Source organism: Spirosoma koreense (assembly GCF_054777875.1).
The window spans coordinates 1,820,983-1,842,118 of the sequence record NZ_BAAHAC010000022.1 but is presented as its reverse complement, the minus strand read 5'-3'; the positions used below and the strand labels follow the sequence as shown (position 1 = coordinate 1,842,118).

Genomic DNA, 21,136 nt, shown 5'->3' with positions numbered 1-21,136 from the left:
TTGTTTAGTTTGCTTTTATTAGAGGCTGAAGCGAACATTGACGCCGACGTTACGAGTACCTGGTAACTGCCCCCCTTCATACCAGGAAGTTTCCAGTTGCGACGGATCGATACCTTTTTTAGCGGTATAAATCAACCAGGGGTTTTGCGAGATAACGTTGATACTCACATTCCGGAACGGTAAACCGCTAAACCACCGTTGCGGTAAAGTATAGCCCGCGCTGACCTCACGAAGTTTTACATAAGTCCGGTCGAAGACCCAGTTTTCCCAATAAGACGACAGATTTACTTCGTAAAGCGTTTGTGCATCGAGGTATACATTGTTTGGCGTACCATCTTCTTTCACACCTACTAACCGAATACCACCCCCATCGCCGGGTGCGTCGCGCTTGGGTTTACCTCTGTCGTTCAGACCAGCGGTTTCATCCAGCAGACCGGAGCCAGCCGCAAACATCTGAGTGATCGACATAAATTTACCGCCCACGCCAAAATCGAGCGAGAAACCAAGCCTCACCCCTTTATAGGTGAAAGCGGAGGTTAAACCACCCGTAAATTTGGGTAGAATAGAGCCCAATCGTTTATCAGTCTGTTGTAGATAAAACCCATCGCTGCCAATGACTCGCTGGCCTGTTTTGGGATCAATCACAAACCCGTTGCCTATTAACTGACCGAAAGATTCGCCTTTAAAAGCATTTAGGCTGATTCGGGGAGCCCCATTGAATCCGAACGAGGCAGGAGTTGCAGCTACACCCGGTAAGACAGAGCCGTCGTTCACGCCTACTTGCAAGTTCTGCAGGTCCTGGTACAGATCCACAACTTTACTCCGGTTGATACCGATGTTTGCATCTATATCCCAGGTGATGTTGCTATTCTTGATGGGGGTACCACCCAGGCTAAATTCGAACCCGCTATTCTGAATATTACCTGCATTGATCACAGCCGTGCTGAACCCAGTAGATGAAGGCACCGACAGCGGAATAATCTGGTCTTTCGATTGACGGAAATAATAGTTAGCGTCGAAACGAACCCGGTTAGCCAGGAATCTCAGTTCAGTACCGATTTCGTATGAGTTCGAAATCGTTGGTCTTAAAACAGCGTTCGGAATCCGATCCGGCACGGTTAGGAGCGGATATGTTCCGTACGGTTGGTTGACCGTATAGGTTTGGAAGACAGAATAAGGGTCGGTATCGGTACCAACTTTGGCGATAGATGCCCGCAGCTTACCAAACGACAGAAGATTTTTGCCCGCAATAAATTCTGAGAATACAAACGACCCCGACAAGCCACCATATAAGTACGAATTATTGCCTTTGGGGAGCGTTGACGACCAGTCGTTACGCATATTACCTTCCAGAAATAAGAAGTCTTTATACCCAATTGAGGCATAACCATACACGGACCGAACCGATCGGTCTGTTTTTGTATATTGAGCCGTTGGTCGGTCTTTAGACGCAGCGATGTTATAATAGTTGGGAACGGCTAATCCACCCGCGGTTTGTTCATTCACGTAGTTGGTTGTATTCCGGCGAATTTCACCAAACACAGCGGCATTGACCGAAAACGCGTTGATTGCTTTTGTATAGGCCAGCGTACCAACATAGTTCTGTTCGTTCTGCTCACTGGTATACGTTCGGAAGCGATCCTGCACCAGCGTTCCGGAAGCCACCCGATCCTCGTACTTACGGTTATTGAACCGTCCGCGCACGATACCCGACGCCGTTAAGGCATTCGTCAGTTTATAGTTCACCGTAACATTTCCATATACCTGCTGACGGGTTTCCTGACGGATATTTTCGTATACTTCAGTGTACGGATTATCCCAGTATTTCGGGTTCGGATCACGTGGACTGTTGATATTCCAGCTACGGAACGAACCGTCGGGCCGCTTATAGTCGCGCAGTTTATCCATTTCTACATCCCGGTGGAACCATTGGTTAAACGATCCGGTCGTTTGCGTACCATACCCTTCTGCTGGCACGTTGAACAGGTTCTCGTTGATGTAATTGATATTCGTGGCGATGGACAGCTTGGGCGTTAAACTGATGCCAGATGTCAACGCCAGCCAGTTTTTTCCCTGTTTACTATTTGGAACGACTCCCGTGCGAGCCAGATTAGTGTACGAAACCCGAACGTTGTAGTTTTCACCGGCCTTGGATAGGGCTAAATTAGTATTATACGCCTTGCCGGTATTGTAAAAATCACGAACGTTATTCGGTTGCGGCACGAATGCTTTTAACTTACCAAAGTCAGGGTGGGTCGGATCCCAGGCATACCAGGGTGCATATTGCGTACCGTCCATACGAGGGCCCCAACTTTCATCACCATAATAATCGTAATACTTAGCCCCATCCATTACCTGAAGGTAAGCAGGGTCCGAAGCAGGATTGAATTTAAATATATTCCATTCCTGCGAATACCCTCCACCATACTCATTCTGATAATTTGGCAGCGTGTATACCTTCTCTAGGGTCGTGGTATGGTTAAAATCGATTCCTATCCCTGACGTTTTGGAACCCTTTTTCAGTGTGATAACTACAGCTCCTTCTGAACCGCGCTGGCCGTACAAGGCCGTAGCCGAAGGACCTTTGAGTACTGTCAGCGTTTCTATGTCATCTGTGTTGACATAATTAGGTTCGGTCACGACACCATCCACCACATAAATTGGATTACCACCGGTTAGGTTGTTGATCCCACGAATACGGATGGAAGATGCACCGAATTTAGCGCCCGAACCGCCCAGTACCTGTACACCCGCAACGCGCCCGGCCAGGGCCGTATTCACATCGACCTGTTTTGTCTGAGTCAGATTATCCCCTTTGATCTGCTGAACGGCGTACCCAATCGCTTTTTCCTGCTGTTTAACGCCAAGCGCGGTTACTACTACTTCCTGCAGCTGAGCAGCGTCTGAAACAAGGCTCACGTTGACGACGGTTTGATTGCCGACTTTAACTTCCTGTGTCGTAAATCCGATGAAGCTAAAAACCAACGTTGAGCCAGCGGGGGCATTGAATTGGTACTCGCCATTTGAATTTGTGCTGGTTCCTCTCGAGGTACCCTTGACGGCGATGTTGACTCCGGGAAGCGACGAACCGTCTTCCGTCGACGTGACTTTACCACTAATGGCGATATCCTGAGCCAGCAATGGAATAGCGAATAAACACAGTAGGAACTGTGTCAATAGAAATTTGCGCATAGAACACTGTTTAAGTTAAGAAGTGCAAAATTAACTACTGAAAAAACTACCAAATATAGCTAGTTTATTCAATATTAAATAAATGTTAAACGACTGTCAACTTGCAGTATTTTGTCAACCTGTTTTTAATCGTGAGAGTAGGTAAGCCCAAACGCTTATTTCAGCCTATTAATCAACAGATTATGCAAAATAACTGATCATATGTAGCGAATAGAAACCAAATTAAAAACCGACTATTTATTCATTTCAACGTCAACCGTCTTGGTATTTAGCTTCTGTTCACTCAGTATTGAAAGAAGTATCACAGCATGGAAGTCTAGAACCACTCCAGCAAGTCAAAGCTTATCTTTCCAGCGGCTTTTATGGTGACTATCAATCCATTAGCAACTCAGATCACCAGTACTTGATCCTGATCAGTTTGTGGTAAAACCGAGAAAAGGGCTAGTTGTCTAACCGTCGTAAATCCACCATTTAGGCTACCTATTTCTCTCTGGTATAATTACTGAAAAAATAAATGGTTATCTACTCATCTTACTTAAATAAACCGTCAATAATTATAAGTAAAAATACATAAGTATCAATCTTTTTATTTACAATAGTTATCAAAATAAAAATAGGGTTTATTAGTAAATTATAAAACCCTATTTTGCATTATATACTTTGATCAGATAATGATTTCAATTTATTAATAAGGTCAAGTTGACCTCTATTTGTATAGAGGTCACGTATATATCCTCAGTTTCACTCGCCAATCATCTTGTTTCTGCTAATTCAGTCATTCAGAATGACAGTCGATTATGCACTGCAAAAAAGTAACTATAGCACGTTGCATTTCCCCAGAAACTGTTACTTTTGGTTATTCTTAACTTAGCTAAAATCCTTCCTGTGTTTTTACCCGTGGCAACCGCGGTGGTAGAGAGTTTTATGCGCTCTCGGGGATAGGATCACTATGAATCTAGCTAAACCGATTGTTTTACCAATCCTATTCTATCCAAGTTTTACAAGTCCGGTGATCAACAGCTACGAATCACTTTGGGCATTTTTCCATTCCATCACTCAGCCATCAGCGCTGGTTCGGCTTGCGTAATTGAGGTATTTGCCCTCCATGCGGGGGTGAACTGTTGTCGATTCACGACAATAGCCTGACTATTCCAGCCAGCTAGCCTATTCGATAAAGCCGACCATACAGATGGTCCGTTTTAAATCGTTGGCATACACCAACATGTATCTATTGTTTTATTTTTATTCATTAACAAAAACCAGCTGTTTATGAAAAAGCTTTTATGGGGACTGATGCTGCTGGGCTCTATTGGCCTGGCGCACGCACAAGACCGAACAGTGACCGGTAAAGTCACTACCGCCGAAGATGGAAATGCCTTACCCGGCGCGAACGTCCAGATCAAAGGCTCCACCAAAGGAACGAACACCGATGCTCAGGGCAATTATTCCATCAACGTTCCGGCCAATACCAGTCTGATTTTCAGCTTTATCGGCGTCGAATCGCAGGAAATCGCTGTCGGTTCGCAAACGACGATCAATGTGTCGCTTAAAGCCGACACCAAGCAGTTGCAGGAAGTGGTCGTAACGGCCTTAGGGGCTCAGCGTGAGAAACGAACCCTGGGTTACTCGGTCGCCAACGTAGGCGGAGATGCCCTGACCCGGTCGGGCGAACCGAACGTGATTCAGGGGCTGGCTGCCAAAACCGCTGGGGTGATCGTGACCAGTTCGTCGGGTACACCGGGCGCTTCCAGTAAGATCGTACTACGCGGTCCGTCGACTTTCACCGGCGAACAGCAGCCGCTGATCGTGGTCGATGGTGTTCCGATTAACAATGAAACCACAACGTCTTCGGCTGGCGACTATCCATTCAACGCGAACCTTGGTGGCGTCAACAACTCGAACCGGGCCTTGGACCTGAACCCGGACGATATTGCGTCGGTCACGATTCTGAAAGGACCGGCGGCTGCTGCTTTGTACGGTGCCCGCGCCGGTAATGGCGCGATTGTGTACACGACCAAAAAAGGGCAGAAACGCAATGGCATCGGTGTAACGGTCGGGTACCGGCTCGAACTGTCGCAGGTGAACAAACTGCCTGATCTGCAGTCGACCTACGCACAAGGCTCAAATGGTACGTACGCTACGGCAGATGCCGGCCCTGACCAGCGCTTTGGCACGGACGACGATGGCCCGGCCGGCACGCCCAATAGCTGGGGACCGAAAATTTCGAGCGTACCTGGACTGCAGGCCTATGACAACACAGGCAATTTTTTCAAAACGGCAGTATCGCACACGACTAATGTGGCCCTGGTGGGTGGTAACGACAAAGCGAACTTCCGGATTTCATATGGCAATCTGATTCAGAATGGGGTCGTGCCCAACACGGATTACAAGCGGAATACGATCCGGGTAACGGGAGAAGCCAGCATGACTGACAACCTGAAAATTGGGGGAACCGTCAGCTATATCAAGTCGGGCGGGAATAAGGCCCAGAACGGTAGCAACGTAGCCGGGGTTATGCTGAGCTTACTGCGCGCACCGGCCTCCTATGACCTGCGGAATTACCAGTTTCCTAAAACCGGATTCAACGAAAACTATTACGCTTTCTACGATAATCCGTACTACTCGGCCTACAAGAACCCATTCACGGACGATATCAACCGGGTGCTGGGTAATATTTATCTGAATTACCACCGGAACGCGCACCTGGATCTGACCTACAAAATCGGGGTCGATGCGTATTCAGATGCCCGTCGGCAGGTTTTCTCGATCAGTTCCAACGGGGATGATAACCAGCAGTTGTATGGTCAGGTGAACTACGATAACATCACCAGCCGCGACGTGTACAGCGACTTGATCCTGCGGGGCGAACACCGCTTCAGCGAAAAATTCGGGGTCAACTATACGCTGGGACATAACGCGACTTCGTTCAATTTTACCGACAATTTCGCGCGGGGTCGGAATCTGTCCATCCCTAATTTTTACAACTTGGGGAATGCAGCTGAACTCTACGCGTCGAATGCGGGTAGCCGCCGACTCACGACCGCCGTCTTCGGCCAGCTCGATTTCGATTACGCCAACCAGTTGTACCTATCCCTGACCGGCCGGAACGAATGGTCCTCGACGTTTGACAGTGATCAGAAAAACAACTTCTTCTATCCATCGGCCTCGCTGTCGTGGGTATTCACTGAAACTGCACTGAAAAATACGCCCATCTCGTTCGGTAAAGTCCGTTTAGCCTACGCTGAGTCGGGTATTCCGCCAGTTCCTTACCGCACCCGGACGTATTTCAGCAAGCCGTCGTTTACGGATGGATTCACCAACGGGCTCAACTTCCCCTACGGTGGCGTCAACGGGTATTCGTACTACAATGCGGTAGTCGGCACCTCAGGCCTGCGTCCCGAGCGGGTAAAAGGACTGGAAGCCGGTCTTAACCTGAAATTCCTGCAGAACAAAATCGACCTGGACGTTACGGCTTATCAGCAGACCACCGTCGATATTCTGCTGACCCGCCCAACGGCTCCCGGCTCGGGCTTTACAGCAACCTATACCAATGCCGGTCAATTGCGTAACCGGGGTATCGAAGTGATGCTGGGGATCAACGCCATCAAAACCCCGTCGTTCTCGTGGGACATCAACCTAAACTGGTCGAAGAACGTCAGTAAAGTGCTTCAACTGACCGAGGGCGTCACCGAAGTCAGTTTGGAATCCGCTTTCAATGGCATCGGTGGATACGCCATCGTTGGCCAACCACTGGGTGTGCTGTATGGTACCAAATGGCAACGGAACGCCGGGGGTCAGCTGATTATCGGGTCTAACGGCTTGCCGCTCCTGCAGGGTGCGCAGCAGAACATCGGAAACCCATATCCGAACTGGCTGGGCAACATCCGGAACACATTTACCTACAAAGGAATCACGCTGACAGCCCTATTCGATATTCGCCGGGGCGGATCGATCTGGAACGGCACCTATGCTCGTCTGCAGCGCATCGGTCGTACGCAGGAGTCGGCCGACCGTGAGCATACATACGTCATTCCGGGCGTAACCGAATCGGGCGAGGCTAATACAAAGGCCATTTCGGCACTGGCTTACTACGGCCAGTATCTGGGCGACAACGGCGGGGCGGCTGAGCAATTTGTGGAGAACGTGAACTGGTTTCGGATTCGGGAAGTGGCGCTAAGCTACCGGCTCAACCTCAAAAACAAGTTCGTCAACTACGTCGACCTGTCGGTATCCAGCCGGAATCTGTACCTGAGTACCAACTACAAAGGCGTCGATCCGGAAACGAGTCTGACGGGTGCGGGCTCTAACCTGCAAGGGTTCGATTACTTCAACAACCCGGGCACGAAATCCTACATCTTCGGCGTCAACTTCGGATTTTAATTTATCAACGACTTCAAGCTATGAAAAAAATACTGTTGGCAGCACTGGCGCTTAGCTTCATGACCAGTTCCTGCAAAGACCAGTTCGATGAATACGGGGTAAACCCCAACTCTCCGCAAACGGCTTCGGCAGCCACGCTGCTGTCGGGTGCCGAGTTATCGACGTTTGCTACTTACGGTGGCCAGTTAGGCCGGATCAGCGCGGTACTGGCTCAGCAGGCTGCCGGGAACCAGTTCCAGTACCAGACCTTTGGGCAGTACGTCATTACCGAAGCCGATATTACCAACGAATGGGCGACGATTTATAACGGTACGCTGATTAATGCGAACACCCTGCTAACCAATTACAGCACCGGCAACCCGTATTATTCGGGTATAACGAAAGTGCTGCAGGCGTTGAGCTTCGGTATTGCCACTGACTTCTGGGGCGATATTCCGTTCACAGACGCAGCTAAGGCGCTGAATGGTAATTTTCAGCCGAAATACGACAAACAGGAAGATGTGATCAAAGGAATTCAGGCTCTGCTGGACGGCGCTATTACCGACCTGAGCCAGCCTGCTTCGGCGAACTCGTTTGTACCAGGAGCTGATGACCTTATCTTCAAAGGAAACGTAAAAGCCTGGCTAAATGCGGCTTACATCATCAAAGCCCGATACGCGAACCGACTCAGCCAGGTCGACCCATCGGGGAGTGCTACCCAGGCGCTGGCCGCGCTAAGCAAGGTATCGGCCGATCAGCCCGACATGAACGCTGTTTTCTATGACATTGCCGGTAACTATAACCAGTGGTATGATTTTCTGTCGATTCGGGCAGGGTATATCAAAATGGGTAAGTTCTTCGTCGATTACCTGAAAACGACCAACGATCCTCGTTTGCCGTATCTGGTATCTGAAGACCAAGCAGGCGGGTATTCTGGGCTGGCTCCCGAAGAGTCCGACAATTCCGATGTGTCTGACCCAGGCCCGGCCGTTGCCTCCTCGACGTCCCCTACTCCACTGGCTACGTATACGGAAGCCAAATTCATCGAAGCCGAAGCTCAGCTTCGCTTAGGGAAAGCCGCCGACGCAGCTACTGCTTATAACGCAGCTGTAACAGCTTCCGTCAAACGAACGACGGGCGCGGATATCTCAACAGCGTTCAAACAGTCGACAGCCAGTGAAACAGCTACATCAATCACGCTGGAAAAGATTATCACCCAGAAATACGTAGCCCTGTTCACTTCGCCGGAAGGCTACAACGACTGGCGTCGGACCGGGTTTCCGGCCATAAAAGCCAATCAATCCTCGGCGAAGAAAGCGATTCCACTCCGGCTGCCGACTTCGCAGGATGAGCGGAACTACAACAAGAACGCTACGGTCGTAGACGATATCTACCAGGCCGTCTGGTGGGATAAGTAAATTCAATTAATCGTGCAAAAAAATAGTCCGCTAATTCAGTTTAGCGGACTATTTTTTAGTGCCGGTAGCAGGCTCTCGCCCCGGTTCCGACGGCTATTTTTCCGATTGTTCTATTTCCTGAGGTGCTTCGACTTCGGAGTTAGTTTTCCCCGTCAGTTCAGCGAGCAGTTCGGCTACATTCACCGTAGCAAAACTACTGGCATAGTCCGACATGGCGTAGGGAATGATGAGTTCGCCGTTGTTGATCAGCCCACCACAGCTGTAGACCACGTTCGGTACATACCCTTCACGTTCATTTTCATCCGGGCTCAGAATGGGCTCTACCGTACGGCCAATGACCTTGCAGGGGTCGTTCAGATCGAGTAGGAACGCCCCGATAGCATATTTTCGCATGGGCCCAACGCCGTGACTCAGTACCAGCCAGCCTTCTTCGGTTTCGATCGGCGAGCCGCAGTTCCCCAGTTGTACGTATTCCCAGTGGTAAGTTGGTTTCAGGATCAGTTCTTTCACCTGCCAGAAATACAGGTCGTCGGAGTACATGAGGTAAATATTCTCCCCATCCTGCCGCGAAATCATGGCATACTTCCCGTTGATCTTACGCGGAAACAGTGCCATGCCCTTATTGGATACTTCGGCTCCGTTGAGGGTGCTGACGCTGAAATGCGTAAAATCCCTGGTCTCCAGCAATTGCGGAAAGGTCACCCGACCGTTGTAAGCGGTGTAAGTAGCATAGTACGTTATTTGGCCGTCGTCATCGGTAAATTCCACAAACCGGGCGTCTTCGATCCCGTTCGTTTCATTCGGCGAGGTAGGGAAAATGCAGCGCTCGTCCAGGCTCTGATCGTCTTCGAAGTGGATTTCGTAGTTCGACTTGGCCAGTGCCAATAGTCCACTGGCAATCGTTTCGTATTCAGCATTGTACCGAAACTGAGCGGTTACCCGTTTGATCTGGGCATCCAGTTCCGACAGGCTAAATTCATCGCCCAGGCCCATCATCATCTTCTCCTGAATGCTGTTTTCCAGCCGCAATTCGTAGAGTTTACGTTCAAACTGAGCCCGGTTGAAGCGATGATTCTGCACAATTTCCGGCGAGGTTACGTACCGCGACGGTTTCCGCAGGACGATCTTCCCGGCCTCATCGATATAACCCATCCGGAACGAAATCGACGAAACGTGTCCCTCGCCCGTGGCCCGCAGGCTCAAAATGAACCGTTTGTAGCCGGGTGGAACATTGGTCTGATCCGGATGCCAGATCATCGACGGGTTGAAGAGTGCGGCCGATTCGAGCGAATATTCCATGGTGAAATAAGCCCCGAGCAACAGCTTCCGGTCTTCGGTCAGTGGCTCGTCGGTCAGCAGTTGTGACTTTATCTGCTCGAACCGCTGCAATAAAAAGCGTTCCAGTTTATAATGACGCCCGCCAAATTCGCGGATAACTTCATCCAGTTTCTGTTCCGCTTCTTCGTCGGTCATGCTGCCAACGCGGGCAATGATTTTCAGAGTGCGGGTGGCACTTCCCAACTCGAACGGACGAAATAAAACCCGGGTCGGATCGGGTCGCAGCACAATACCGGTACGGGTGGCTTTTATACTCATTGGCAGTCAGAATTGTGAAAGTAATTGGCGCAAATTAGAACGAAGAAGACGCCGAAAACAAGTTATAAAGCTGACAAATCAGCATAAATTGTTTTCGGCGTCTTCGCGTACTCGTATCAGCTCAATATAAACTTTCTCTTAAAAGGATACCTGTTGGTTATTTATCTACATTACCCATGCATCAGTGCGGGCATCGCTACGTTAACAGCTTTGGTAGACCCGCGCTGCTTTTGGCTGGCGTACAATTCGGCTAAAGCCAGCAAATACGACAGCGTCGATTCAGCCCCCTGGTTCTGATTTACCCGGTCGATATGCAGACCGTCGCGGCAACCACCCGTTTGCTGGTCGTACAGCGGCAGACCCAGATCGTTCAGACCTGAGAACCATTTGAACACCCGAATTGCCGTACGGTGCCAGTCTTCATCGCCCGTGACCTCGAAGGCCGCCAGACAGGCCGATACGGTGCTGTGTGCTTCCAGCGGTTGCTGGTCGAAATAAGCGCGCGGCTGCCCTTTGGTATAAAAGCCGTTGGAGCCGATGGGCTGAAAATGACCACTCGGTGCCGTTTGAAGATCGACCAGCCAGCGCAGGGCTTTGAGGCCAATGTTCATCAGCCGCTCATCGCCGGAGCGTAGCAGCCCGTGCGCCAGTACCGCATTGTCGTACGACAGGGTATTCTCGAACCACGGCCAGTCTTCGGTAGCGGTTTCGGTGTAGCGGAAAATCAGTTTGTCGAGCAACTGCCGCTGGATATTTTTGGCCAGACGATCGTCGTTGAATTTTTTCTGATACTCATGGATGCCCATCAGAGCAAAAGCCCACGCACGGGGCGAGGTCATACTGGCCACGGTAGGCAGCACTTTTTCCATCAGATTCATGGCCCAGGATACCGTATTCCGCTCGGACGATCGGCCGATGCAGGTACCAAGCGCCCAGATCGTCCGCCCCGTACTATCGTCGGAGCCCACCTCTTCGAGCCAGCGACGATCGTAGCTCATAAAGTTTCGGAAACGCCGGTAGTCGTCTGTGTAAGCGTGGTTGATAAACGCGCAGTAATTGTCGGCGGCTTTCGCCAACTTCTGATCACTCATGCCCACCTGCTGAAGAATCTGGGTCAGGATCAGCGCACGAGCGTTATCGTCGGTGCAGTACCCTTCTTCATAGTAAGGCAGGTGATGGCGTGCGTGCTGCACGATCCCGGTCGAGTCGGTCAGCCGAAACAGATGATCGAGCCGGAGCGCGGGTAATTTAAAGGCCGAATTGCTATGTGCTCCCATCGTATAAGGCACTTGGCTATTGATGGAGTTCATCCGCTCCTGGCGCGCGTTCATGAACGATTGAGCGTAGGCCTGAATAGCTTTCTCCCAGATCATTTCGCGGCCCATCATGTACGCTTTTTTGCGCATGGCATGCCGCGTTGGCTCGTCCGCGATCAGGTTGATCAGCTGATCAGCTATGGCTTCGGAATCACCAAAGGGAACCAATATCCCTCTACCGTCGGCCAGAAGTTCTTCAGCATGCCAGTAGGGTGTGGATACCACCGCTTTTCCGCAACCGAAAGCGTACGATAAGGTTCCGGAGGTTATCTGCGCCGGATTCAGGTAAGGCGTAATATAGATATCGGCCGAACCCAGGTATTCCAGCAAATCCTCTAGCTCGACAAACTGGTTATAAAACCGGACGTTGTCGCGCACGCCCAGATCGGCCGCTAGTTTTTTCAGACTGTTGCGGTAGGCTTCTCCTTCGTGCTTCAGCAGATGCGGGTGCGTTGCGCCCAGGACCATGTACACCACGTTTGGGTACTGCTCCACGATACGCGGCAACGCGTTGATAACATTCTCGATACCTTTATTGGGCGAAAGCAGACCAAACGTCAGCAACGTCTGCTTGCCTTCCATACCGAACTTATCTTTGTAGAAATGCGGATCGACAAAAGGCATATCGGGTATGCCGTGCGGAATCACATCGATTTTACTTTCAGGAACTTCGTAGATGTTGATAAGAAACTGCCGCCCTTTCTCCGACATACAGATAACCCGCGACGACAGATCGGCAATGCTTTTCAGCACCAGCAACTGCTCTTCGCTGGGATCTTTCAGAATGGTATGAAAGGTGGTCACGACCGGCATGGTCAGGTTGCGCAGCAGGGTAAGAATATAACTACCGGCGGGTCCTCCGTAAATGCCATATTCGTGCTGCAGACACACGACTTCGACATCTTTTGCGTTCAGAAATTCAGCCGCTTTGCGGTACGCTTCCTGGTCGTGCTGGTAAAAGTCATAGCGCACTTCATTGGGATAATCATATCCTGTAAGGGTATCGTTGACCGATACTACCAGTGGCTTGGCCTCCGGAATAAAGGTATTGTAGGAGGTGTAAAGGTCCGATGTAAACGTAGCAATTCCACACTGTCGGGGCAGGTAGTCTCCTACAAAGGCTACATGCTTTGGATTATGCCCCCACACAATTGAATCAGCTTCCGGTTGGTCAGGATGGCTGTGATTCTGAATACCGATACGATTTACACTGTTTGTCATATTTGTTGAGTTGTCTTAACAGAAAGCACAACTCTATAAGCAGTGTAGACGGTGTTTTGTTTAGTAAAATAATACAATTCGAAAGTCAGGTAGCCAATTCATCCGACTCGACAGATTATTATCCAACTAAACCTCCGTTTTGCCCAATATCCCTGAAAAAGCCGATTCCACTTCGGCCAAACCCCGTCACGTCTGTATCGATAGAAAGTGGCCTGATTGGGTGTAATAACAATTAAGTTAAATTAAGGATGCATAGCCTACAGGGAAATCCGCAGCATACTTTAGTGGCCTGGCGCTTCGTCAACCGAACCAACCACTGGGTTTATTCTGGCAGAATTTATTTCAGGCTTCTTCGAGGAGCGTCTCGAAGGAAACCAACTGATTACCAAACCGATGCTGAATTCGCTGACGCAGGGCATCGGCATGCAGTTCTTGATAAGCCAGATACAGGTCCATAGTTACGAAGGTAAGCTGAACGGAGTAGGTCACTCCTCCATTGTCGAGTTCAGTCAGCAGACGAAGGATCTTAAAATCGACGGGCAGCGCTGTAGCCATAGCCGTGGGGCCGAAGAAACGCTTCATCCAGTTAAGCCAGTCGGTAGCGGCTTCGGTGGCTACACTATACGTAGTATTGTAAAGAATCATATCCTGACAAACAAGGGATGAACGGTGTAAGTTGGTCATTTGGTTGTTTATTTGCCAATCAAATCAACTCGTTCGTTTAAAAGCCTGATTTATGTATCCTGGATTAGTACACGCGCACTCAGGGCTCCGCTGGATAGCCCTTGTTTTGTTGGTAGCAGCCGTGGCCACCGCCATCGGCCGTTGGCAGGGCCGAAGTAGCTATACCGACGGCAATCGTAAACTATATCTCTTTACACTCATCTCGATCCATACCCAGTTTGTCCTGGGTCTGATCCTGTTATTTATCAGTCCGAAGGTCAACTTCAGTCAGATAAGCGATAAGTTTTACCGCTTTTACAGTGTGGAACACACGGTTGGTATGCTCATCGCGATCGCACTGATTACGGTCGGTTATTCGCGGTCTAAACGGGCGGGCTCCGACACGACGAAACACCGCCTGGTGGGAATTTTTTACGGGATCGGTTTACTACTCATTCTGGCCTCCATTCCCTGGCCTTTCCGCATTCCTGGCGCACACTGGTTCTAATAGACTCACATCTGGTATGACCCTGCCAGGGGGCCACGGCTATAGACGGTTAAATCGACTGTAGCTGTGGCCCACTGGCGGGGTCACGCTTATTAACAGGCTGCATAGATTTCTGATCTGCGCATCGATCCATCTATTTTATTTGGCAAACGTTCCTGTTCTGAAATTAAAATCCAATATAAACAACCAATATTTTTGACTTTTACTGCTTTTAGCCTCAGCGACTTAGTCGATTCGGCATAAAAAATTCTGATTAATGTGTGGAAATTTTTCCTCAATCGGTAGGTAGTTTACCCGGTACACGCTACTTTTATAGACGTAACTTGTGACTTGACCCCTACTCTATGATACGGAAAATGCTCCTGACAGCCGTCTGCGCTGTCTCGTTTGGCATAAGTAAAGCGCAAACTATATCCACCGCAACTGAAGTACCCACCGTAACTAATAAGGAAAGTTTCTACGAGCAACTCCCACTCGTAAAAGAAGTCATCGGTTTTGCCAAAGAGCATTTGGCAACCCGGTATCGTTCAGGGGGCAGCAGTACCCACGGATTCGATTGTTCGGGATTCACCCGGTTTTGCTTTAAGCATTTCGGCGTTTTACTACCGCACTCTAGTGCAGCGCAGGGCAATGTCGGCCAGGCCATTACAAAAGGGGAAGCACAACCCGGCGACCTGATTCTGTTCAAAGGGCACAGCTCAGGCAGCAGCCGTATCGGTCACGTTGGCCTGATTACGGAAGTCATCGGCGATCAGATCAAATTTATTCACTCGGCCTGGAACGGGGGCGTCCGCTACGATTACCTCGACGCCAGCTACTACCAACGACGATTCATGGGTGTTCGGCGCGTTGCTCATCTGCTTGCTGAAAAGTAAAGTAAGACGTCTGGAAAGCCGCCCTTGCAGATTAGCTTAAACGCGACTTTCCAGCCGCGTTACTTTTTCAACGTCGTTCCGGCTCCCTGGCTCACAGCCGCTGCCACGTCGTCGGCATGGCAGATAATCACTTTCGATACGCCATTATCCAGCGCCCTGAAGGCATTGTCTAACTTCGGAATCATCCCTTTGTTGATAACTCCGGCAGTTTTGTATTCGGTATACAGCGCGGGCGTCAGTTCGTTGATGACGCTGGTGTCGTCGTCAGGGTCTTTCAGCACTCCCTTTTTCTCGAAACAATATACCAGCGTTACGCTGTTGTGGTGAGCCATGTCGACCGCAATGGCGGAAGCCATCGTGTCGGCATTGGTATTGAGCAGACTGCCCGTCTGACTGTAGGTGAGTGGCGCAAAAACAGGGGTAAGATTCTGACGCAGGAAAAACTGAATCTGCCCGGAGTTTATTTCTTCGATATCTCCTACCAGGCCATAATCGATGTCTTTCACAGGTCGTTTCCTGGCCAGAACCGTACCGCCATCAGCACCCGTCAGCCCGATGGCATTTACGTCCACTGCCTGGAGCCTGGCAACGATCTGTTTATTGACCAACCCTCCGTAAACCATCGTCACGACGTCGAGCATGGGCTGATCGGTGATCCGGCGCCCTTCGACCATAGTGGTCTCGATGCCTAACTTTGCGGCTACCTGGGTAGCTACTTTACCGCCCCCGTGAATCAATATTTTGGCCCCGGAGAGGCTCGAAAAGGCTGTTAGGAAACGGGATAAGGCGGCAGTGTCGTCGATGACGTTTCCACCAATTTTAATAACTGTAAGGGAATCCATCGTTTTAGTTGAACACAGAGGCACAGAGCACCCAGAGAAATAAATTAAAACTCTGGGTGCTCTGTGCCTCTGTGTTAAATTATAAACCCTGTAAAATTTCTTTTAGTACTGCCTGCGCCGACCATTCGCGGTTGGCAGCCTGTTCGATTACCAGCGAATACGGACCATCCAGCACCTCATCCGACACTTTCAGGTTTCGCCGAACCGGCAGACAGTGCATAAATCGCCCGTTGTTTGTCCGGCGCAGGTCATCCATGGTTACGGCCCAGGAAGGATCCTGCGTCAGCACCTGCCCATAGTGGCTGTACGACGACCAATTTTTACCGTAAATAAAGTCTGCCCCGGCAAAGGCTTCGGTCTGGTCGTAAATAACCCGGGCATTCCCCACAAACTGAGGGGCGAGTTCGTATCCTTCCGGATGCGTTACCACAAAGTCAATCTCACCCGACTGAGCCCGTACGTTCATCCATTCGCAGAAAGAGTTGGCGACCGCCTGAGGCAGCGGTTTAAAATGGGGTAACCAGGTCAGTACGACTTTGGGGCGAGCTGCGACACCGGGCCAGTTTTTCCGGGCCTCTTCAATCGTGATGCAGTCGGCCAGGGATTGCAACGGGTGGCGCGTGGCCGATTCGAGGTTTACGATGGGCACTTTGGCGTATTTCGCGAACTGGTGCATAACCTGCTCCTGGTAGTCTTTATCGCGATCTTTCAGCTCGGCAAAGGCCCGGATGCCAATTACATCGCAGTACCGCCCAATGACTGCGGCTGCTTCCCGAACATGTTCGGCTTTGTCGGCATTCATCACGACCCCTTCTTCCATTTCCAGCCCCCAACTATCCTGTCCCACGTTCATCATGATGACATTCATGCCCAGGTTTTGAGCGGCTTTCTGCGTGCTTAAGCGCGTCCGCAGGCTGGAGTTGAAGAAAAGTAGACCGATGGTTTTGTTTTTACCCAGGTGTTGGTCGGCAAACGGATTCGCTTTGGCAGCAAGACCCGACTGAATCAGGGCATCGAGGTCGGTGACGTCAGCGAGGGAAAGAAAATTAGTCATTGGTGTTTAAACGCAAAGGCGCAAAGATAGCCGCAAGGATCGCAAAAGTTCTATAGATTGTTCACCACCCGGCGTATTCCATTTTTCAGTAAACTAACATTGAAATTTATAAGTAACCCTAACCTACAGCCAGATAACCGCAAGTAAGTTAAGAGCTGCGCCAAATGAACATCGGTAATCGATTCAACCGCTTTCAGCTCAATAATTACCTTTTGTTCAATAATTAGATCGACCCGATACCCGGCATCTAATTTGATCGACTCGTAAATGACCGGCAGCTGTTTCTGTCGCTCAACAAAAAGATCAGCATTCAACAATTCGTATGCGAGACATTCTTCATAAGCCGATTCAAGCAATCCTGGCCCAAGGGTTCTGTGAACTTTTAAGGCGCAATCGACTATAATCCGCGATAATTCATTTTCGGTCATTGCGTACTTAGCGCTTTCCCGGCGCCTTTGCGTTTAAACAGCCTCTGCCTTTAAACAAAGCTGTAACGCTTCCAGGAACTGATCGGCCTCATCGACGCCAATCGCCAGTGAAGGTAGTAAGCGAATGATTGTTTTACCGGCTACCCCCGTAAATTGTTTATGATCGAACAGCAGGCTTTTGCGCAGAGCCTCTACCGGAAAATCGTATTCGATACCGATCATCAGGCCCCGACCACGTAGTTCTTTGTAGCCGCCGATCTGCCGAATGCCGTCCATAAAATAGTTACCGATCCGCGTAGCGTTTTCCATCAGCCCTTCTTCTTTCATGATATCCAGCACCGAAATAGCCGCCGTACAGGCCAGGTGATTTCCGCCAAAGGTAGTACCCAGCAATCCGTAGCTTGCTTTGAACTTGGGCGAGATCAGAATCCCACCGATTGGGAAACCATTGCCCATACCTTTTGCCATCGAAATGATATCGGCTGTGATACCGCTGAACTGGTGGGAGAAAAATTTACCCGAACGACCGTACCCGCACTGCACACCATCCAGAATCAGTATCGCACCGGTTTCGTCGCACCGCTGGCGCAGAGTTTGCAGAAACTCATCCGTCGCAACCTGAATGCCGCCAACCCCCTGTATCCCTTCGACAATAACGGCGCAGGTTTCGTCGGTGATACCGGCGCGGGCTGCTTGCGGATCATTGTAAGGCAGGAATGTGACGTGTTTATTGTAGTTGACCGGAGCCACGATGGCCGGGTTGTCCGTTGCGGCAACGGCCCCCGCCGTACGCCCGTGAAAACTCTTCGTAAACGCGACAACTTTGGTCCGACCGTTATGAAACGAGGCTAGTTTGAGGGCATTTTCGTTTGCTTCGGCTCCCGAGTTACAGAGAAATAACGCATAATCCGGATGATCGGACAAGGCACCCAGTTTGTCGGCCAGTTCCTGCTGCTGCGGAATCCGGACGGAGTTGGAATAAAACGAGATCTTGTGCAACTGGTCGGTCAGCGCCTGCACATAGCGCGGGTGCGTATGCCCGACCGAAATCACGGCATGACCGCCGTACAGGTCCAGATAACGGGTGCCGTTTACATCCCAGAGGTAGCTGCCCTGCGCGCGAACGGGCTCAATGTCGTACAGCGGATAAACGTTAAATAACTCAGCCATTCCAGTAGCGTATAGGCCAGCATCGCCCCTAACGGATCTGCCAGCGTTTCTTTAAAAACAAGGGGCAAATGTATGGATTATCAGCTGAAAAAAGGCAAATACACAAAAAGGAAGCCGCTCGGGCTTCCTTTTTGTCGAACCTGTTTACACGTTTGTTCTGAGAACGTTTTTATCATTCCCTGCCTGTTGCAGCAGGTTTACCAAATATCAGGTTCGACTAAAGCCTGGCCATAAATGTCTTCAATACCGCAGCAGATACCTCAGGTTGTTCGACCATACTCAGATGACCCGCCTGTTCGATAGGTGCAATGCTTATCTGACTCGATAAATCAGCCAGTTGCACCGTCTTTTCAAAAGGGATGAGCTGATCCTCCCGACCCAATACGAGCAAAACCGGAAATTTGGCTTCGCGCAAAACCGGCGTCCGGTCGGGTCGGTTCATAATCGCGGTCAATCCGGCGATGAGCGCATCCGGGGGCAACGTCAGGTAACGGTCTACTAACGTCTGAACTTTATCGGCCGGGTAGGTCGGAGCCACCATCTTCGGCAGTTGCTGCTTAATAAACGGAGCCGATCCGTCTCTTTCCAATCCGGCAATTGTCTGCCGACGCAGATTCCGGCGAGACTCATCGTCGGCATAGGCAGTGGAATGATAAATCACCAGTCCCTTCATCATGTCGGGGTGTTGTTCCGCAAAAGCAAGTGCGACATACCCTCCCATCGAATGTCCGACTAAAACGACGTTCCCGATCTGCGCCGACTGAAGCTGTGCATAAAGTTCTTCGGCGTAGGCTTCGATGGTCGGGTGGCGGGTAGAACGGGAAAAGTCAGGTTTTACGACAGGCGCTTCTGAAACAAGATCGGCGTAGATGCCATCCCAGATGGAAGCATCTACGCCGTGTCCATGAAGCAAAACCAGTACGAAGTGTTGGGTTTGCATCAGCGAGTTTATGAGTTGACCACGCCCAGAATAATGAGGACGATACCCACGATGAAGGCAATAAGCCCTAATACGCCCAGCACCGTTCCGCCACCCAGAATCCAGACCAGCAGACCGATCAAACCGATAATGAGCCCTAACCGCAGGTTCGAATTCATCACTTTCGTTTCATCCGGCGCTACGTGGTTTTTGATCTTTTTATCCATTTTCTTCAGCACCATCCGCTCCATCAGGTTCATTTTTTTGGTCGAAGCGGCATTTTCGCTAACAGCTGTTTTTGTGCTGGCCGTCGACAGTAATTCGTTCAGACGAGTCATCCGCTTTGCCAGTTTTTTGTTGGAAGCCAGTTTGCTGTCGTTCCGTACGTAAGCCTCCACCTGACCAACGGCCTGTTTTGCCTGGCTGAGCTGTTCAGCGGGCGTAGACGCAGTGGCGGGAGCAACCGTTTCCGTAACGGCAGGAGTTGCTTCGACGGTCGTCGCTTCAACGACGGGGGCTGGCGTAGCAGCGGCTACTGTTTCTGTCCGATTCGTCTTAAAATTCTCACGAGCGGTCGGCTGAAAATAGGCGACTGGCCGGCTGCACGACGAAATCAGGGCGGTTCCCAGCAGGGCTACGAAAAGGTGCTTAGAGAGGGTACTCATAAAAATGGGTTTTAATGTGAACGACTGAGATATCACCCTCAACAACTACAACTTGATTAGTTTGTTATACGACAACTAAAAAAAATCGTTGAATCCGGGTAATGGCCTGAAAAAGCCCTGTAAAGTCTATTTATACGACTGGCTTTACAGGGCTGAAGAGTGTGGCCTCCCGCTCAGGAGCCGGGAAAGCCACAATTATTAGGTCATAACAAACCGATCAGCAGGATGACTGCCCCAACCAGTAAAGCAATTACGCCCACGGTTACACCCGTTCCGGTTGTCAGCAATAAAAGCAGTAAACCAACAATAACCAGTACCGCACCAACCGCCAGCGTACCGGAGTTCATCATCGCTTTTTCCGGATTGGCAGGAGCCAGTTGCTTGCTGATTTTTTTGTTCATTTTTTTCAGCATCATCCGCTCAACCAGGTTCATTTTTTTGGGAGCGCTGGTTTCGGTAGGTGCCAGACTTGCTTTAGCAGACGTAGCAGCCAGTAGGTTCCGAACCTTGTTCAGTCTTTTTTGAACGGTTTTATCAGCCGCTAGTTTGCTATCGTTGCGCACCATCGCATCGACCTGATCGAGAGCCGTATTAGCCTGAGCTAGTTGTTCGGTCGGTGTCGCAGTTGGAACAGCAGCAGAGTTTTCCGGAGCCGAAACTTCGGCTGCACGTGCGGGAGCAGCAGTGGTCGGAGCTGTCGCAAAATGCTCGCGGGCAGTGGGTTGAAAATAAGCGACCGGCCGGCTGCAGGAAGCCATAAAAGCCAGCATACACAAACTGGCCAGCATGCGTTGAGTATTCATTTTCATAAGAAAATAATTGGTTAGATTGGTGTAACGAATGTGTTATCAATCCGTAAACCGCCGATTTCTTCATTTGTTAAGAGGGAATCTAAAATTTTCAGCCTTCA

General features: G+C 50.2%; 15 protein-coding genes. 4 read left to right on the top strand and 11 right to left on the bottom strand.

The genetic code is table 11. The features are described 5' to 3' along the window. Nucleotides 1-18: 18 nt before the first annotated feature. Nucleotides 19-3,192 (bottom strand): SusC/RagA family TonB-linked outer membrane protein, encoded by a 3,174-nt coding sequence (locus ACYVC2_RS21085; protein WP_461105416.1) that lies wholly within the window; start codon nt 3,190-3,192, stop codon nt 19-21. A 1,269-nt stretch (nt 3,193-4,461) separates the two neighbouring features. Here ACYVC2_RS21085 and ACYVC2_RS21080 point away from each other — a divergent pair. After that, nucleotides 4,462-7,572, top strand: a complete 3,111-nt coding sequence (locus ACYVC2_RS21080) for a SusC/RagA family TonB-linked outer membrane protein (protein WP_461105414.1) — start codon at nt 4,462-4,464, stop codon at nt 7,570-7,572. A gap of 20 nt (nt 7,573-7,592) precedes the next feature. Continuing rightward, nucleotides 7,593-8,969, top strand: a complete 1,377-nt coding sequence (locus tag ACYVC2_RS21075) for a SusD/RagB family nutrient-binding outer membrane lipoprotein (protein ID WP_461105412.1) — start codon at nt 7,593-7,595, stop codon at nt 8,967-8,969. Nucleotides 8,970-9,062: 93 nt separating this feature from the next. Here the strand turns inward: ACYVC2_RS21075 and ACYVC2_RS21070 are convergent, their stop codons facing one another. From ACYVC2_RS21070 to ACYVC2_RS21060, 3 genes are all read right to left on the bottom strand, one after another. After that, nucleotides 9,063-10,565 (bottom strand): glycoside hydrolase family 130 protein, encoded by a 1,503-nt coding sequence (locus tag ACYVC2_RS21070; protein ID WP_461105410.1) that lies wholly within the window; start codon nt 10,563-10,565, stop codon nt 9,063-9,065. Nucleotides 10,566-10,735: 170 nt separating this feature from the next. Next, a complete protein-coding gene (locus ACYVC2_RS21065; protein WP_461105408.1) occupies nt 10,736-13,102 on the bottom strand; it encodes a glycosyltransferase family 4 protein in 2,367 nt (788 codons plus the stop codon). Between the two features lie 342 nt (nt 13,103-13,444). Continuing rightward, complete coding sequence (locus ACYVC2_RS21060) at nt 13,445-13,786, bottom strand: DUF4286 family protein (RefSeq protein WP_461105406.1); 342 nt, start codon at nt 13,784-13,786, stop codon at nt 13,445-13,447. A 52-nt stretch (nt 13,787-13,838) separates the two neighbouring features. Between ACYVC2_RS21060 and ACYVC2_RS21055 the strand changes: the two genes are divergently transcribed. Continuing rightward, nucleotides 13,839-14,273 carry a cytochrome B gene (locus ACYVC2_RS21055; RefSeq protein ID WP_461105404.1) on the top strand — a complete coding sequence of 145 codons (435 nt, stop codon included), beginning with the start codon at nt 13,839-13,841 and terminating at the stop codon, nt 14,271-14,273. A gap of 344 nt (nt 14,274-14,617) precedes the next feature. Further along, a complete protein-coding gene (locus ACYVC2_RS21050; protein WP_461105402.1) occupies nt 14,618-15,148 on the top strand; it encodes a C40 family peptidase in 531 nt (176 codons plus the stop codon). 59 nt (nt 15,149-15,207) lie between these two features. On the opposite strand, the gene argB is transcribed toward ACYVC2_RS21050, so the two are convergent. The 7 genes from argB to ACYVC2_RS21015 form a co-directional block, all read right to left on the bottom strand. After that, the gene (argB, locus tag ACYVC2_RS21045; protein WP_461105400.1) at nt 15,208-15,990 is read right to left on the bottom strand and encodes an acetylglutamate kinase; all 783 of its coding nucleotides are present in this window, start codon (nt 15,988-15,990) and stop codon (nt 15,208-15,210) included. A gap of 79 nt (nt 15,991-16,069) precedes the next feature. After that, nucleotides 16,070-17,044, bottom strand: coding sequence for an N-acetylornithine carbamoyltransferase (locus tag ACYVC2_RS21040; RefSeq protein WP_461105398.1), 975 nt, complete (start codon nt 17,042-17,044; stop codon nt 16,070-16,072). Nucleotides 17,045-17,094: 50 nt separating this feature from the next. Continuing rightward, complete coding sequence (locus ACYVC2_RS21035) at nt 17,095-17,472, bottom strand: GxxExxY protein (protein WP_461105396.1); 378 nt, start codon at nt 17,470-17,472, stop codon at nt 17,095-17,097. A 33-nt stretch (nt 17,473-17,505) separates the two neighbouring features. Next, nucleotides 17,506-18,642, bottom strand: coding sequence for an aspartate aminotransferase family protein (locus tag ACYVC2_RS21030; RefSeq protein WP_461105394.1), 1,137 nt, complete (start codon nt 18,640-18,642; stop codon nt 17,506-17,508). 217 nt (nt 18,643-18,859) lie between these two features. After that, nucleotides 18,860-19,582, bottom strand: coding sequence for an alpha/beta fold hydrolase (locus ACYVC2_RS21025; protein ID WP_461105392.1), 723 nt, complete (start codon nt 19,580-19,582; stop codon nt 18,860-18,862). A gap of 8 nt (nt 19,583-19,590) precedes the next feature. Next, nucleotides 19,591-20,226 (bottom strand): hypothetical protein, encoded by a 636-nt coding sequence (locus tag ACYVC2_RS21020; RefSeq protein ID WP_461105390.1) that lies wholly within the window; start codon nt 20,224-20,226, stop codon nt 19,591-19,593. A 203-nt stretch (nt 20,227-20,429) separates the two neighbouring features. After that, nucleotides 20,430-21,035: a hypothetical protein gene (locus tag ACYVC2_RS21015; RefSeq protein WP_461105388.1), complete on the bottom strand. Its 606-nt coding sequence runs from the start codon at nt 21,033-21,035 to the stop codon at nt 20,430-20,432. Nucleotides 21,036-21,136: the final 101 nt, after the last annotated feature.

Excerpts from the sequence above, each read along its gene's own strand:
- ACYVC2_RS21085 (WP_461105416.1), bottom strand. The coding sequence starts at position 3,192 with ATGCGCAAATTTCTATTGACACAGTTCCTACTGTGTTTATTCGCTATT.
- ACYVC2_RS21080 (WP_461105414.1), top strand. The coding sequence starts at position 4,462 with ATGAAAAAGCTTTTATGGGGACTGATGCTGCTGGGCTCTATTGGCCTG.
- ACYVC2_RS21075 (WP_461105412.1), top strand. The coding sequence starts at position 7,593 with ATGAAAAAAATACTGTTGGCAGCACTGGCGCTTAGCTTCATGACCAGT.
- ACYVC2_RS21070 (WP_461105410.1), bottom strand. The coding sequence starts at position 10,565 with ATGAGTATAAAAGCCACCCGTACCGGTATTGTGCTGCGACCCGATCCG.
- ACYVC2_RS21065 (WP_461105408.1), bottom strand. The coding sequence starts at position 13,102 with ATGACAAACAGTGTAAATCGTATCGGTATTCAGAATCACAGCCATCCT.
- ACYVC2_RS21060 (WP_461105406.1), bottom strand. The coding sequence starts at position 13,786 with ATGACCAACTTACACCGTTCATCCCTTGTTTGTCAGGATATGATTCTT.
- ACYVC2_RS21055 (WP_461105404.1), top strand. The coding sequence starts at position 13,839 with ATGTATCCTGGATTAGTACACGCGCACTCAGGGCTCCGCTGGATAGCC.
- ACYVC2_RS21050 (WP_461105402.1), top strand. The coding sequence starts at position 14,618 with ATGATACGGAAAATGCTCCTGACAGCCGTCTGCGCTGTCTCGTTTGGC.
- argB (WP_461105400.1), bottom strand. The coding sequence starts at position 15,990 with ATGGATTCCCTTACAGTTATTAAAATTGGTGGAAACGTCATCGACGAC.
- ACYVC2_RS21040 (WP_461105398.1), bottom strand. The coding sequence starts at position 17,044 with ATGACTAATTTTCTTTCCCTCGCTGACGTCACCGACCTCGATGCCCTG.
- ACYVC2_RS21035 (WP_461105396.1), bottom strand. The coding sequence starts at position 17,472 with ATGACCGAAAATGAATTATCGCGGATTATAGTCGATTGCGCCTTAAAA.
- ACYVC2_RS21030 (WP_461105394.1), bottom strand. The coding sequence starts at position 18,642 with ATGGCTGAGTTATTTAACGTTTATCCGCTGTACGACATTGAGCCCGTT.
- ACYVC2_RS21025 (WP_461105392.1), bottom strand. The coding sequence starts at position 19,582 with ATGCAAACCCAACACTTCGTACTGGTTTTGCTTCATGGACACGGCGTA.
- ACYVC2_RS21020 (WP_461105390.1), bottom strand. The coding sequence starts at position 20,226 with ATGAGTACCCTCTCTAAGCACCTTTTCGTAGCCCTGCTGGGAACCGCC.
- ACYVC2_RS21015 (WP_461105388.1), bottom strand. The coding sequence starts at position 21,035 with ATGAAAATGAATACTCAACGCATGCTGGCCAGTTTGTGTATGCTGGCT.